General features: G+C 52.9%; 16 protein-coding genes and 1 pseudogene. 3 read left to right on the top strand and 14 right to left on the bottom strand.

Going from position 1 to position 14,397, the window contains the following annotated elements; translation table 11 throughout:
• Positions 1–6: 6 nt before the first annotated feature.
• The 8 genes from spoIIIAD to M493_RS11600 form a co-directional block, all read right to left on the bottom strand.
• A complete protein-coding gene (spoIIIAD, locus tag M493_RS11565) occupies positions 7–402 on the bottom strand; it encodes a stage III sporulation protein AD (RefSeq protein WP_020960537.1) in 396 nt (131 codons plus the stop codon).
• Positions 403–414: 12 nt separating this feature from the next.
• Positions 415–621: a stage III sporulation protein AC gene (spoIIIAC, locus tag M493_RS11570; RefSeq protein WP_020960538.1), complete on the bottom strand. Its 207-nt coding sequence runs from the start codon at positions 619–621 to the stop codon at positions 415–417.
• 16 nt (positions 622–637) lie between these two features.
• On the bottom strand, positions 638–1,150 hold the full coding sequence (gene spoIIIAB / locus M493_RS11575; RefSeq protein ID WP_020960539.1) for a stage III sporulation protein SpoIIIAB: 513 nt from the start codon (positions 1,148–1,150) through the stop codon (positions 638–640).
• Positions 1,147–2,064: a stage III sporulation protein AA gene (spoIIIAA, locus tag M493_RS11580; RefSeq protein ID WP_020960540.1), complete on the bottom strand. Its 918-nt coding sequence runs from the start codon at positions 2,062–2,064 to the stop codon at positions 1,147–1,149. The genes spoIIIAB and spoIIIAA overlap by 4 nt, the downstream gene beginning before the upstream one ends.
• 61 nt (positions 2,065–2,125) lie before the next feature.
• The gene (locus M493_RS11585) at positions 2,126–2,407 is read right to left on the bottom strand and encodes a YqhV family protein (protein WP_020960541.1); all 282 of its coding nucleotides are present in this window, start codon (positions 2,405–2,407) and stop codon (positions 2,126–2,128) included.
• A gap of 182 nt (positions 2,408–2,589) precedes the next feature.
• Entirely contained in the window at positions 2,590–3,147 is a 558-nt protein-coding gene (gene efp / locus M493_RS11590; protein WP_020960542.1) for an elongation factor P, read from the bottom strand.
• A gap of 28 nt (positions 3,148–3,175) precedes the next feature.
• Positions 3,176–4,237, bottom strand: a complete 1,062-nt coding sequence (locus M493_RS11595) for a M24 family metallopeptidase (protein ID WP_020960543.1) — start codon at positions 4,235–4,237, stop codon at positions 3,176–3,178.
• A gap of 238 nt (positions 4,238–4,475) precedes the next feature.
• Positions 4,476–5,006, bottom strand: coding sequence for a YqhR family membrane protein (locus tag M493_RS11600; protein ID WP_020960544.1), 531 nt, complete (start codon positions 5,004–5,006; stop codon positions 4,476–4,478).
• A gap of 194 nt (positions 5,007–5,200) precedes the next feature.
• Between M493_RS11600 and M493_RS11605 the strand changes: the two genes are divergently transcribed.
• Positions 5,201–6,124, top strand: a complete 924-nt coding sequence (locus M493_RS11605) for a DUF1385 domain-containing protein (RefSeq protein ID WP_200865296.1) — start codon at positions 5,201–5,203, stop codon at positions 6,122–6,124.
• Positions 6,125–6,146: 22 nt separating this feature from the next.
• Positions 6,147–6,503, top strand: coding sequence for an SA1362 family protein (locus tag M493_RS11610; RefSeq protein ID WP_020960546.1), 357 nt, complete (start codon positions 6,147–6,149; stop codon positions 6,501–6,503).
• 91 nt (positions 6,504–6,594) lie between these two features.
• On the opposite strand, the gene M493_RS11615 is transcribed toward M493_RS11610, so the two are convergent.
• The 6 genes and pseudogenes from M493_RS11615 to M493_RS11635 all read right to left on the bottom strand — a co-directional run bounded on the left by M493_RS11615 (position 6,595) and on the right by M493_RS11635 (position 13,766).
• The gene (locus M493_RS11615; RefSeq protein ID WP_020960547.1) at positions 6,595–7,479 is read right to left on the bottom strand and encodes a patatin-like phospholipase family protein; all 885 of its coding nucleotides are present in this window, start codon (positions 7,477–7,479) and stop codon (positions 6,595–6,597) included.
• Between the two features lie 162 nt (positions 7,480–7,641).
• Positions 7,642–8,067, bottom strand: a complete 426-nt coding sequence (gene mntR / locus M493_RS11620) for a transcriptional regulator MntR (protein ID WP_020960548.1) — start codon at positions 8,065–8,067, stop codon at positions 7,642–7,644.
• 130 nt (positions 8,068–8,197) lie between these two features.
• A pseudogene (locus tag M493_RS18320) lies at positions 8,198–8,347 on the bottom strand (spore photoproduct lyase family protein); the annotation flags it as partial.
• Between the two features lie 210 nt (positions 8,348–8,557).
• The gene (locus M493_RS11625) at positions 8,558–9,970 is read right to left on the bottom strand and encodes a LysM peptidoglycan-binding domain-containing protein (RefSeq protein WP_020960550.1); all 1,413 of its coding nucleotides are present in this window, start codon (positions 9,968–9,970) and stop codon (positions 8,558–8,560) included.
• Positions 9,971–10,099: 129 nt separating this feature from the next.
• The gene (locus M493_RS11630; protein ID WP_020960551.1) at positions 10,100–12,673 is read right to left on the bottom strand and encodes a vitamin B12-dependent ribonucleotide reductase; all 2,574 of its coding nucleotides are present in this window, start codon (positions 12,671–12,673) and stop codon (positions 10,100–10,102) included.
• A 256-nt stretch (positions 12,674–12,929) separates the two neighbouring features.
• Positions 12,930–13,766, bottom strand: coding sequence for a lipoate--protein ligase family protein (locus M493_RS11635; protein WP_020960553.1), 837 nt, complete (start codon positions 13,764–13,766; stop codon positions 12,930–12,932).
• Between the two features lie 211 nt (positions 13,767–13,977).
• Here M493_RS11635 and M493_RS11640 point away from each other — a divergent pair, with 211 nt between their 5' ends.
• Complete coding sequence (locus tag M493_RS11640) at positions 13,978–14,352, top strand: rhodanese-like domain-containing protein (RefSeq protein WP_020960554.1); 375 nt, start codon at positions 13,978–13,980, stop codon at positions 14,350–14,352.
• Positions 14,353–14,397: the final 45 nt, after the last annotated feature.

Here is a 14,397-nt window from a genome sequence, read left to right on the forward strand (position 1 = left end):
CCCTCCTTATCGCGCCGCCGGAATGAGGCTAATGACCGCTTCAATGATGGCAGTCAAAATCGGGACGGCGAGCGCCAAAATGACGATTTTGCCGCCGAGCTCAATTTTGGCGGCGATCGCCCCTTGGCCGGCGTCTTTGGAAATTTGCGCGGCAAACTCGGCGATGTAAGCAATGCCGATAATTTTCAACATCGTTTCCAAGTACACCATTTGAATGTGGGCGCCTTCTGCCATTTCCCGCAGCATCAATAAAATTTCACTAATCTGGTCAACGAGCAGCAAAAAAATCGTGCAGCCGACAAAAACAGTCAATAAAAAGGCGAGGTTCGATTTTTGTTCTTGCAGCAGCACGACAAAAAACGTCGCCACCAACCCGAGGCCGACGATTTGCAAAATGTCCATGGCCTCTTCCCCCTACCCGCGGAACAAAAAAACGTCTTTAATTTTTTGGAACAAATCGCTCACAATCGAGGCGACCATAAACAAAATGTAAATAAAGCCGAGCAGCGTCACCCACTGGGCGTATTCTTTCCTTCCCATCTGGTCGAGCACCGTATGCAAAAATGCGATGACGATGCCGACGCCGGCAATTTTTAAAATGATATCGACATCGATGCCCATTCGTCCTGCCTCCTGTCTACATGAGTAAAATAACGAGCAGCAACCCGGCCAACACGCCTAAACTTTTTGCCATTTTGGCATAGCGCGCTTGGTTATCGAGCGCTTCCGCCTCCTCCCGCTCTAAATGGGCGAGCGCCAAAGCGATTTGCTTTTGCTGGGTCAGCCGGTCATACTGGCCGAGCGTGGCGCCAAATTGTTTCATCACTTCCAATTCCCCTTGTTTCAACGCCGTTTTTCCCCATAAAGCTTGCAAGCTTTTTTCCCATGCCTCAGCCACGCTCGTCTCTTCAGTGCGCAGCGCCGAGGCGAACCGAAAAAACAGCTCACACACCGGAGCAGCCGTTTGCCGGGCGATATAAGCAGACGCTTCAGCGAGCGGCGTATGTCCGTACATCACTTCCGCTTCAAGCGCCCTGAGCGCCGCTTTTAGCTGGCGAAGCTGGCGCGGACGCTCATACAAAGTGCGGGCCGCAGTGAATCCCATCCATGTCGAGGCGGCGAGAATCAATAAGGCGCCCAACCATTTCATCGGCTCGCCACCGCCCGTTCATACAGCACCGTCCCGCTAGCGTCAACGATGCGCCGGATCGAACCAGGGTGTGGAACGTTCGTCAGTTCAATAAACCGTTCAAACACCCGTTGCTCCATGACCGGGCGCAATGTCGGCCGCTGCCAAACGTCTTGGATGGTGCGACCGTGCACGGTCGTCCATATCGAGACGCCGGCATTCGCGGCTTCCAACACCGCCTCGCTATCTTCCTCACGCCCGATTTCATCGACGATGATGACATCCGGGCTCATCGAGCGGATCATCATCATCATCCCTTCTGCTTTCGGACAAGCGTCTAATACATCAAGGCGCGGGCCGAACGAAAATTGCGGAATGCCTTTGACGCAGCCGGCAATTTCTGACCGTTCGTCAACGATCGCCACCTTTTGCGCCGGGATGCGCCCGGTTCCGCTGCTGATAAGGCGCGCCGCGTCGCGCAGCAGCGTCGTTTTGCCGGTCTGCGGCGAACCGATGATCATCGCATGACGCCAACGCCCGTCGTGGACATACGGGATCAGTGGATCGGCAATGCCGAGTTGCTCTTTGGCAATCCGAATGTTAAAGGAGGCGACGTCGCGGATTGCTTTCACTTTGCCCCCTTCCGTAATGACTTTGCCGGCGAGCCCGACGCGGTGCCCGCCTTCAATCGTCATAAATCCGCGCTTCAGCTCTTCTTCGACGGCATAAATCGAATAATGGCTTAATTTGTTGAGCAAGTACATGCCATCCTCTTTTGTCGCTTCATATGGCAACAAGCGGGCCTTCCCGTCGGCGATCACCTCAAGCGGCCGGGAAATGCGGATGCGGATTTCCTCGATGTTGCGGCCCCAGGAAGGCAACTGCTGCAACACGGCAGCGATCGTTTTCGGCAAAATTCCCCATACCGCTTCCATGGCCCTCCTCCTTTTCTCGTGGACTAGTTCATATGTATGGGTGAAATATGCCGTTTATTCCTTACTTGTAGATGGCAAACAAAATGAGTGCCACTCCGAGCGCGACGAGCCCCAACCGGGAAAATGAAAGCTCGTCCGCCAGCGAAAGCAGCCCGATCGTCATCGTCACAATCATCACAGTCGGGCCGACGACGGCAAGTGCAGCGTTAATGGCGAGCGCTTTTTTGACGTCGTTAAACGCCAGCATCAACAGCGCCGCACTGAGCTCAACGAGCGCCGACAACATCCGCATCCCGGCCATCGCCAAGACGGACGGATCGATCGATCGCAGCCAATGCTTCATATGTTCCTCCTATTAAAAATGGGATTGATTAGTACAAACGTATGCGGGAACAAGCCGTTTCAGAAGAAGTTTTTGCCGGTGAAAACGGAGATGGGCAGCGAAGCCATCCAGATCTTATTTGCGCATAAAAAAACAGCACCAACCCGGAAAATTCCGGAGCAGTGCTGTCTGTTTCGAGCCGCTTACGCCCGTGACACGTACGTGCCGTCAGCGGTATTAATGATGAGCGTGTCGCCTTCGTTGACGAAAAATGGCACTTGAACGACAAGGCCGGTTTCGAGTTTGGCCGGTTTCGAGCCGCCGGAAGCGGTGTCGCCTTTGATGCCCGGCTCGGTTTCGACGACCTTCAGCTCAACGGTGTTCGGCAGCTCGATACCGATCGTTTCCCCATGGTACATCATGATGAACACTTCCATGTTTTCTTTCAAAAACTTGAGTTCGTGTTCGATTTGTTTTGCCGGCAGTTCGATTTGCTCGTATGTTTCCATATCCATAAAGACGTGCTGATCGCCGTTGGCGTACAAATATTGCATTTTGCGCGTATCAATTTGCGCCCGGTTTACTTTTTCGCCGGCGCGAAACGTCCGCTCTTGAATGGCGCCGGTGCGCAAATTGCGCAGTTTTGAACGGACGAACGCCGCGCCCTTGCCTGGTTTGACGTGTTGAAACTCAAGGACGCGCCAAATCTCGCCGTCGACCTCGATGGTAAGCCCTGTGCGAAAATCGTTGACTGAAATCATTGACCGAAATTCCTCCTCACGCAATCCGTTATAAAATGATCAGTTCTTTCGGCGAATGAGTGAGCGCTTCGTTCCCATCAGCGGTAATGACTGCATCATCCTCAATGCGAACCCCGCCGAGCCCCGGGATGTAAATGCCCGGCTCAACCGTGACAACCATGCCCGGCTCAAGCACCGCGTCGGAGCGGAACGAAAGCGTCGGCCCTTCGTGAATTTCAAGGCCAATGCCGTGGCCGGTCGAGTGTCCGAAATAATCGCCGTACCCTTGTTCGCGAATGTAATCGCGCGTTAACGCATCCGCCTCCTTGCCGGTCATGCCCGCTTTCAGCCCACTCAAGCCGCGCCGCTGCGCCTCAAGGACGATTTCATAAATCGTTTTCAGTTCAGCGCTGATGCCGCCGACGGCCACCGTCCTTGTCAGATCGGAGCAATACCCTTTGTAGTAGGCCCCGAAATCGAGCGTGACAAACTCGCCGCGCTCAATCGTTTTGTCAGACGCCACCCCATGCGGCAGCGCCGAACGGTAGCCGGACGCGACGATCGTATCGAAGGAAGAAGAAGACGCTCCTTGCTTGCGCATAAAAAACTCGAGCTCATTCGCCACTTCCATTTCTTTGACACCCGGACGAATGAACGACAAAATATGAGCAAATGCCGCATCGGCAATTTCCGCCGCTTCCTTTAATATCTTAATCTCTGCTTCCGACTTAATCAAGCGCAACTTTTCCACCATAGAAGACGTCGGCACAAGCTCAGCACCGATCGCTTCCTCATACGCTTTGTATGCCGCATATGTGACATGCTCCTGCTCGAAGCCAAGTTTTGCAACGCCGAGCCGCTTTACTTGCCTCGCAATTTCTTCGACGATCGGCCCGCTATGTTGCACAATCTCAAAGCCTTCGACTTGTTTGGAAGCTTGCTCGACATAGCGGAAGTCCGTAATAAACACCGCTCCTTGGCGGCTGACAAGCGCGACGCCGGCCGTGCCGGTGAATCCGGTGATGTAGCGGCGGTTGTAGCCGTTGGTTACTAAAAGCCCGTCAATATGCCTCTCCTCAAGAAGCGTCCGAAGTTTTTCCAACTTTTCCATGCTCATTCTCCTCTTCCCGTGAATTTGACTGCTCCCCACCAGCCGGCAATGGAGTGGGAGTGTCTCGGCCATGATCATGCTGAAGGCGGCACCGTGCGCCGGTTTGGCACGGCCGCTTGCCATCAGCCGTAATGCCGAACCGCGCGAAAACCTTCTTTATTTTACCATAAAGGGAAGGTTCCCGCTATACACTGGTTTGGCGAAGCAAGGCTCATCTCGACCGAACAAGAAGCGCTTGTCAACTTCCTTCCTTCGCCGCCTCTTTTCCAGCGCTTGGCGACGGCCGATTCATTTCCTGCGTCTCAAAGGAAATCGAATAGCCGACAAACACGCCGTATAAAATGTACAAGCAAAGCGTCGTAATGACGGTATTCGGTTCTAAATCAGCGACCGGCCGGACGTTTGGAAACAACGGATTGAACAAATAAAAGACAACAGCCCAGAGCGCGGCGCCGTATAAAATTCCTGCCCACATGCCGCGAATTTTCCGCAGCAACGCATAGTAAAGAAGCGCGGCCGCAATGGAAATAATACCGATCAATGCGATGGCCGCATAGTTGCCGGCCCTCCCGTATTTCCAATCGCCGGCCACCCAAGGAGTCAAAATCATGTTTGGACTGATTTCGCTAAAGTTGAAAAAGTAGGCCAAATAGCCGATTAAGCTCCAAAACACCCCGCCGACCAACCCGATTATGACCGTTTTTTGCAGAAGCGTCATGGGCCGCTCTGTTTGTTCCTGCTCGAGCTTTCCTTTTTGTTCCGCCATCATGCTGCACCTCCTTGTCCGTTAGTATGACCTACAGCCCTTTGCTCCATGAATCAAGCGAAAAAATGATCGTCCCCGTGTAAATAATGGATTTTTTGGAAATCATAACAGTAACATCAACCTAGAGGTTTCCGAATGTTTCTTGTAGAATAAAATAATAAACATAAAAATAGGTTGGTGTTTGCTTGATGAAACAAATGGATAAACCGTTATACGGCGGCCAGGCGGTCGTCGAAGGAGTCATGTTTGCCGGCAAAACACACTCTGTCACCGCTGTTCGCCGCAATGATGGAACGATTGAATACTTTTCCTTGCCGCGCCATGCCAATCCGACGCTGGCCGCCTTTAAGAAAATTCCGTTTGTCCGCGGCGTCATCGCCATGATCGAAGCGAGCGCGAACGGGGCCAAACATTTGCAGTTTGCAAGCGAACGGTATGAGGTGACCCCAGGAGAAGAGCAGGCGGGTGAGGAAAGCAGCTCCAAACTGACGCTCATTCTCGGCGCCGCAGCCATCGGTGTGCTGTCGTTTTTGTTCGCCAAAACGATTTTTACACTCGTTCCGGCGCTGCTCGCCGCTTCCTTCAAGCCGCTCGTCCCGGGAAAGACGGGGCAGATTTTGCTTGAAGGGGTTTTCAAGCTCACCCTGTTGCTTGGCTATATTTACTTTATTTCGTTAACGCCGCTTGTGAAGCGCGTTTTCCAATACCACGGGGCGGAACATAAAGTGATCAACGCCTATGAAGCGGGCTGGCCGCTCACTGTCGAGCACGTCCAGCGCGCCTCGCGTCTCCACTACCGGTGCGGCAGCAGCTTTATTTTATTTACCGTCGTCGTCGGCTTATTCCTTTATTTGTTCGTGCCGACCGATCCGCTTTGGCTGCGGATCGTGAACCGGCTCGCTTTAATTCCGGTCGTGCTTGGCGTTTCGTTTGAAGTATTGCAGTTTACAAATAAATTGAGGGATGTTCCACTGCTGCGCTGGCTCGGCTACCCCGGGCTATGGCTTCAGCGGCTGACGACAAAAGAACCGGACAATGAACAAGTGGAAGTGGCCATCGCCTCGTTTCAGCGCCTTCTCCGCTTGGAAGCGGAAGCCGAAGCGAAAAAAGTCGTGCAGTAATTGATTAAAGGGGGTGGATTCATTGCGGCGCAGGGCCATTCACCCGCTCGTCGGGCTTATAATCTTGCTTGGAACGCTGGGCATTGTCTATACCCTTTTTGCCCATCCGACGGTGCTGTTTCGCCAGCTGTTGTTTGTCGCGCTGTTTGCAGCCGCGATTTATCTGTTTTACCGTTTCGTGTACCAACGCCGCACCAATAAAGAGCGGTTGTCATATTTAAAAGCGGTGCGGCAGTCGAAAAAGCTCCATCCCCGTTCCGGGCGCAAACAGCCAAAGCCGGCGAAACTGAAACGGCCGCTGAAAAAGCGAACAGCAACTCCGCATTTAACTGTAATCGATGGGAAAAAAAGCAAAAAAAAGAATCGGGCTTCGTTTTAGCTTGATTCTTTTTTTGTTTGCCTTCGCCATCCGTGACAGGAAGGCGGCATTCCCCACGCGCCATTATTCACCTGTTCCTCAAAGCGGCCGTCTAGTATGCCCATTGCCGCAAAAACTGCCGCGCCCGCTCACGTCCATACTCAATCAAGTGCCGGCGCGCTTCCGGGTCGATGGAAAAGTCGGTCGAAAGGACATTTTCCACCGGCAAAAAGATGATATTTTTTTCATGGCGACGCGAAATATAGCGGGCGTCATGCGCCTCTTTCATCGTTGCGAACAACGCTTCATACAAATCAAGCGCGTTGGAAATGCGCCGTTTCGGTTGCTCGCCCGGCTTTGCGCTCAGTTGGACGCCGAGTACCGGCCGTTTTTTCGCTTCCTTTTCTTCATCAAAGAGAAAAAGGGGAAAGTTGCTGAGCACTCCGCCGTCAACGATGAGAGAGATGCCGCCCCGCCCGCGGAGGCGAACCGGCTCGAAAAAGTATGGGATGCTCGTGCTCATCCGCACCGCCTTGGCGACCGAAAATGAGTCAGGGTCGAGTCCGTAGGTGCGCAAGTCGTCCGGCAGCACCACGATGCGCCCGTTCGTCACATCGGAAGCAACGATATACAAACTCCCGGGTGGTATGTCCCGAAACGTCCGCACCCCGCGAGCGGCGAGTGCCGATTCAATCCACTGTTCAAACACCTTTCCTTTGTAAACGCCGAGGTGCCAATAAAGACGCACCCATTTCCAAACAGGAAACGGAATCCACGACGCCCGCTCATCCAAAAATCGCTCCATCTCGAGCTCCTCGAGCAACCGCGTCATCTCGCGGGCGCTGTATCCAGCCGCCAACAGCGCAGCGAGCAGCGCCCCCGCACTCGTTCCGGCGAGCCGCTTCCAGCGCAGCCCTTTTTCCTCAATGGCTTCGTATGCTCCAAGCAACGCAAACCCTTTCACTCCGCCACCGGAAAAGACGATGTCAATGTCCACCGTTGCCTCTCCTTTCTCGCCGTTTATACATATGTAAGAGAAAGAAAAGGCGTTTAGTACGGAAAAGTTCCATGGGCAACGTTTTGCCCTCCACCCGGCATGAAAATGGCTCCACAAAGCGCGGGCATTTTCGCGAAAAACAAAAAAAGAGCAAGCAGTCGCTTACTCCCCTTGTTCATTGCGTTTTTGGACATCGCGCAACGCCTCCAGGCGGCGGCCGTCCTCCTGAAAATATTGGACCAAGTCGCCGATCCGGTCGATGGCGTTCCAGCTCAAATGATGTTCAATTCCTTCAACGTCACGATAAATGTTTTCTTCATTGACACCGATTAAGCGAAGAAACTGTTCAAGCAGCTCATGACGGTACACAAGCCGCTGACCGATTTTTCTTCCTTTCGGCGTCAACACAAGACCGCGGTATTTCTCGTACACTAAATATTCATCTTTATCGAGCTTTTGCACCATTTTCGTCACCGAAGAAGGGTGAACGGACAACGCTTCCGCGATATCGGAGACGCGGGCGTAGCCTTTTTCTTCGATCAAAATGTAAATTTGCTCAATGTAATCTTCCATGCTCGGTGTCGGCAACGTTTGTCCCCTCCTGCAACGTTTGCCTGCCGCCAGCAAATCCCCCCGGCCTATACTGTCATTCCGATGTGTGTCGGCCCTTTTGGCAGACAAAAATAGCAATCATTTCTATTATATCATAAAAGGGTCATTACGTAAAATACTGCACCTCGGCCGCCGGGAAAAAGTGGGCAATGTACGAGCGTATCGTTTCCTCCAGCTCCCGCTCCTCCTCATCACGGTACACGTATTTGCCGACACCGTACCGCCCCCACTTATACTCGTGCTTCGATTCGTCCAAAAATACGTAAACGACAAAGTTAGCCAATATGACACCGAATGTTATCCGTTAAAAAAGCAGTTCGAACGTCAAAACACAAAGGAAATATGTAAGCGACAAAATCAGCCAACATGCCATCGAAATCTCCCAACGGAAAAAGCGGCTCGAATTTCAAAGCGCAAAGGAAAAGCGCATGCCCATTAACCGGCGCATACGCTCTAACTGCTCAGCTTACCCGCGCTTACGGACGCGGAAGTTGTCTTCCAACAACACCCAGTTTTCCGGATACGGATACCCGAGCACCCAGTAGCTGATCCCGCGCAATCCGTATTCTTTCACCAATTGGAATTTCGCTAACGCGCTGCGGGCATCTTCAAACCATACTTCATGCTGGCGCCCTCGCTCATCCGTGTAGCGATAAAACGGGGAAGCCGCCTCCATATCGTACTGAATGGGCACCCCGTAGCGAATGGCGCGTTCGAGCGCCTCTTTCGGGCTGAACGTTTCCGCCTCTTGCCCTTGCACGTGCGGCAGCAACCAGTCGCGGGCGTAAATTTGGAATCCCATCATGATTTTCCTCCGCGGAATGGCCGTCACCGCATAATCGAGCACGCGCCGAATTTGGTTTACTGGCGAAATGGCTTGCGGTGGTCCGAACCGATAGCCCCACTCATACGTCATTAGAATAACGAAATCGGCGATGCGTCCATGGGCGGGATAGTCATGCGCCTCGTACAGCAGCCCTTTTTGTTCTGCACTTATTTTAGGCGCCAGTGACGTCGATAACATATATCCCTCAGCGTGAAGCCGGTTCGCCGCCCGCTGCAAAAACATATTATACCGTTCGCGGTCGGATGGATACACATTTTCAAAATCGACATTCAACGCCCGATATCCTTTCGCGCGCATCACTTGAATGATATTGTCAAGCAGCCGCGTTTGCAGCGCGGTGTCTCCTAAAATCGTCTGCGCCAGCCGCGAGCCCGGGTCCTGATACGTAAAGTTCGTGATCGTCATCATCGGTACGATGCGCGCAGCGTAAGCCGCTTGCATAATAGCAGTGTCATTTGGTGGATTGAGCCCGCCATCGGCGCGAATCGTGTAGGCGAATGGCGCGGCATACGTCAAATGACGGCCGACTTCACGCACTTGTTCTGCCCCTTCTTCCCCAGGATCAATCGTAAACGCATTCGTTTCAATGAGCGGCTTAGCCGGCGGAATGACAAGCCGCTGTCCGGGAACGATTATATTCGGATCGGTGATCGGATTGAATTCAATGATTTGCTGGACGCTCACCCCGTAAGCAGCGGCGATTTGCCCTAGCGTTTCCCCCGTGCGCACCGTATGGACGCGGGCCGGAATCAACAATGCCGTGCCCGAATAAATGAGCGCCGGATTGGCGATCCGGTTCGCCTGCACGATCGCTTCGACCGTTACTCCATACGCCCTGGCGATCTGCCATAACGTTTCCCCTGTACGAACGATATGATAGCGATATGGCACCGGGATGACAACAGCCTGCCCGCTGACAAGCCGGTTCGGGTCGCTTAGTTCATTGGCGGCGACGATCCGCTCAAGTGGGACGCCGTAGCGGCGGGCCAGCTGCCAAAGCGCTTCCCCGCGTTGGACGACATGGACAATCATCACGCTCCCCCTTTCGTTTCTTCCCCCTCCCTTTTATACTATATTTTCCCTCCCCTTTTTTATGTAAAAAAACGCCGGTTTCACAATGGAAACCAGCGTTTTGGCCAATCCAGCTCACCCGCATCGTGATTACAGCCCGCATTTCAGCTGGGCGCCACAGTTTGTGCACGTATTGCAGCCGCCGATTTCTTCGACCGTCCCTTCGCGGCAAATCGGACAAATGTTGCCGATTTCCGAGCCGATCGTCACATCGGTGGCGCGCACATCTTGAATCGTATCGACAAGAACGACGGTGCGCTTCTTCACTTGTTCTTCTGTTTCTTCCGGAATGAGCTCCAACTGCTCATCAACCGTGTTTTCTTCCGCTTTCAACGTCAGCACTTGCGCGTCGCGGCTGCCGTCGACATAGACAGTGCCGCCTTTGGCGCCGCCGCGCCATAAACGTTCGTACACTTTTTGCACTTGCTCGACCGTATAGCCTTTTGGCGCGTTGACCGTTTTCGACAAACTCGAATCCACCCAGCGCTGGATGATGCATTGTACATCGGCGTGCGCTTCCGGCGGCAAGTCCATCGCTGTCACAAACCAAGACGGCAAATGGTTCGGGTCGGCTTCCGGATGTTTGTCCAAATATTCTTGGACAATATCCGCCTTCACTTCAATAAACTTGCCCAAGCGCCCGCTCCGGTAGTACGAAAACGAGAAGTACGGCTCAAGCCCGGTCGAGACGCCGACCATCGTTCCCGTTGATCCCGTCGGCGCCACCGTCAGCAAATGCGAGTTGCGAATGCCATATTGCAAAATATCCTGGCGAATGTCATCCGGCATCCGTTTCATATAGCCGGTGTTGATGAACGCCTCGCGCAGCTTTCGCGTTTCTTCTTCCGTTTCGCCGACCAAAAACGGGAAGCTGCCTTTTTCTTTCGCCAGCTCGATCGAGGCCCGGTACGCAGTTGTGGCGATCGTGCGAAACAGCTCATCTACGAGTTCATTTCCTTCCTCGGAACCGTACGCTTTTTCGCAGTAAATGAGCAAATCTGCAAGCCCCATGACACCAAGGCCGATGCGGCGCTCGCCGAGCGCCTGTTTTTTGTTTTCCTCAAGGAAGTACGGCGTTGCGTCAATGACATTGTCTTGCATCCGCACCCCGATTTCGACCGTGCGCTTCAGCTTTTCGTAGTCCACGACTTTCTGCTCTTTGTCCACCATGTTCGCCAAGTTAATGGCCGCCAGGTTGCAGACCGAATATGGTGCGAGAGGTTGTTCCCCGCACGGGTTGGTCGCCACGACTTTTTGCCCGTAGGCGCGGGCGTTCGTCATTTCGTTGGCGTTGTCGATGAAGAAAATGCCCGGCTCGGCCGAATACGTCGCACAAATATTGATCAGCTTCCACAGTTCGCGGGCGCGGATTTTCCGGTAGACACGAACGCGGTAGCCCATTTTCTCCCATTCGCGCACATCGCCGATTTCATGCCATTTTTCATTGTAAATACGCATTTCCTCTTCGGAATAGGTTTCCACGTCCGGGAAACGGAGAGCATATTCGTCGTCGTTTTCGACCGCTTCCATGAATTCTTTCGTTAGGCAGACAGAAATGTTCGCACCGGTCAAAAAGTCGGGATTGTGCACCGTGTATGTACCGCCGGTGCGCAGTTTTTCTTCGGCGTCTTTAATGATCTCTTCGGTGAAGCCACCGTAGCCGGGCTCGTTTTTGTAGCGGACGATCGCTTCGTACATCGCTCGCTCCCGCTCGGTGAGCGGTGTGAATTTCAGCTTGTCGCGCGCCGCTTTTTGGATGCCTTCGTCTTCTGTGTTTTCAAGCAAGTAGCGCAAAATGCGCGGGTTTTGCATTTTCGAGACGATAAATTCGATAATGTCCGGGTGCCAGTCAGCGAGCATAATCATTTGGGCGCCGCGGCGGGAGCCACCTTGCTCGACAAGGTGGGTCAGCTTGGCGATATCATCGAGCCACGAGACCGACCCGGACGATTTGCCGTTCACCCCGCGCGCGAGCGTATGACGCGGCCGCAACGTCGAACCGTTCGTGCCGACACCGCCGCCGCGGCTCATAATTTCCATCACCTGCTTTCGGTGTTCAGAAATGCCTTCGCGCGAATCTTTCACAAACGGCATCACATAGCAGTTGAAATACGTCACTTCCTTGCCCGAACCCGCCCCGTACAACACGCGCCCGGCCGGCACAAAGTTCATGCTGGACAGCTCCTCATAAAACTTTTGGAACCACTCGTTGCGCTTTTCCTCCGTTTTCTCCACCGCCGCCAGCCCGGTCGCGTTTCGTTTCGCGATTTGCTCGTAGAAAATTTCAAGCGGCTTGTCGATGATGTCGAGCGAGCGGAACACAATGCCCGTTTCCGCTTCCTCGCCTTCAAGCACATGCCGGTATTCATCCTCAATCAACACGCGCGCTTTTTTCGCCTCCCAGTCGATGTCGACGATAAAACCGAGGCCGCGGGCCGGGAATTTCGGGTCCTCTTTGATCGTCAACACGACGAAATCGCCCGGTGTGAGCGTCAGCTTTTCCGTATCCTTAAACGAATACCGGTCAAGCATAACCAAACGGGATACGCCTTTATGGGTGATGTGCATATCGGGCGTAATCGGATGCACTTGCGGAAACAGGCGGATGTCCTCGTTCAGCTTGTCAATATTGATTTTCAATTTTTCGGACGACGCCACCGTCATTCTCCTATCTCTCCTCTTTTATATAATCTCTCATGTTTTGGCAAAGTTGTCCTGTCTTCTCTACCTTACCATATCAAACAGAAAAGAACAATATATAGTATGATTTTTTTCGAAAATCATACTATATATTGTGATTGAGAACAAATGATTTCATTTCTGTCAAGCAGAAAAAAAGGCAAAAAACGGCGAAAAGCGGAGAAAACCGGTTGGATGATGCCGTTTTTGCCGGAAAATGAACGATTTTCCATGTTGCTGATCAGCGCTTAAAGTTCCATTCGTCACTTTCGTACTTCGTCCGGGCCAACTCTTCGACATACGCCAACTCCTCAGCCGTCAGCGTATACGGCTCGAGCACGATGTTCAGCCCCTTTTCAAATCCTTTGTAAAACGCCTCTTTCGCTTCCTCGATCGTGACCGTTCGCTCAGTCAGCTCATTGATCGCGACCGCCTTGTTTTTAAAATTGCGCTGCAGCCGTTCTTTCACCCGCTCGTTCGGGTATTTAAACAAGCGAAACAGCAAGTCTTCGTCCAAATCAAGCAAAATCGAACCGTGCTGCAAAATGACCCCTTTTTGCCGCGTTTGCGCGCTGCCGGCTACTTTGCGCCCTTCAACCACGAGCTCGTACCACGACGGCGCATCAAAGCAGACGGCTGAACGCGGGCTGCGCAAATCCGCTTTTTCTTCTTCCGTTTTCGGCACGGCAAAATATGCGTCAAGCCCAAGGAAACGAAATCCTTCTAAAATGCCTTGGGAAATGACGCGGTACGCTTCCGTCACCGTCTGCGGCATGTCCGGGTGCGATTCTGAGACGATCACACTGTATGTTAATTCTTTGTCATGCAAGACGCCGCGCCCTCCGGTCGGACGGCGGACAAAGCCGAGACCGTGGCGCTTGACCGCCTCTAAGTCGATTTCTTTTTCTACCTTTTGGAAATAACCGATTGACAATGTCGGCGGATTCCAACCGTAAAAGCGGATGGTTGGTGGGATTTTCCCGGCGCTGTGCCAATCCAAGAGCGCCTCATCAAGCGCCATATTAAACGACGGCGAACGGTCGCCGGAATCGATAAAGCGCCATACTTCTTTTGCCATCGTTTCACCTTCTCTACGATTTCAAACATGCGATATAGGCGTTGGGACGGCTTATTTGCAAGCCAGATTAGACCGCCTTCTCTACCGCCTTTACTAGTTTAGCAAACAACGCCGGTCAAGGGAAGAAAAATGCCATTATGAAAACACTTTGCTTCTAAGCGGCAACTTTATATAATAGGAATAGTGGACGAAGGGAAAGGAGGCGTGACGGATGGAAGCTTTGCTTATTGTTCTCGGCGCGATCATCGTGTATTCCGTCATCACGTATTTGTGGCAGCGGAGAATTGTCAAGGCGTTGACAGAAGAAGAGTTCCGCGCCGGCTACCGAAAAGCGCAATTAGTCGATGTCCGCGAACCGGATGAGTTTGCGGCTGGACATATTTTAGGGGCACGCAACATTCCGCTCACTCAACTGCGCATGCGCATGAAAGAACTGCGCAAAGACCAGCCGATTTATTTATATTGCCAAAACGGGCTGCGCAGCGGGCGAGCCGCGCAAATGCTGTACCGGAAAGGCTACCGCAACTTGTACCATTTAAAAGGCGGATTTAAAACGTGGACTGGGAAAGTGAAGAAAAAAGCCTAAGGGCTGTAAAAAGAGGCGTTCGCCAGAAAAGGCAGACGCCTCTTT

Source organism: Geobacillus genomosp. 3, assembly GCF_000445995.2.
Taxonomy (GTDB): domain Bacteria; phylum Bacillota; class Bacilli; order Bacillales; family Anoxybacillaceae; genus Geobacillus.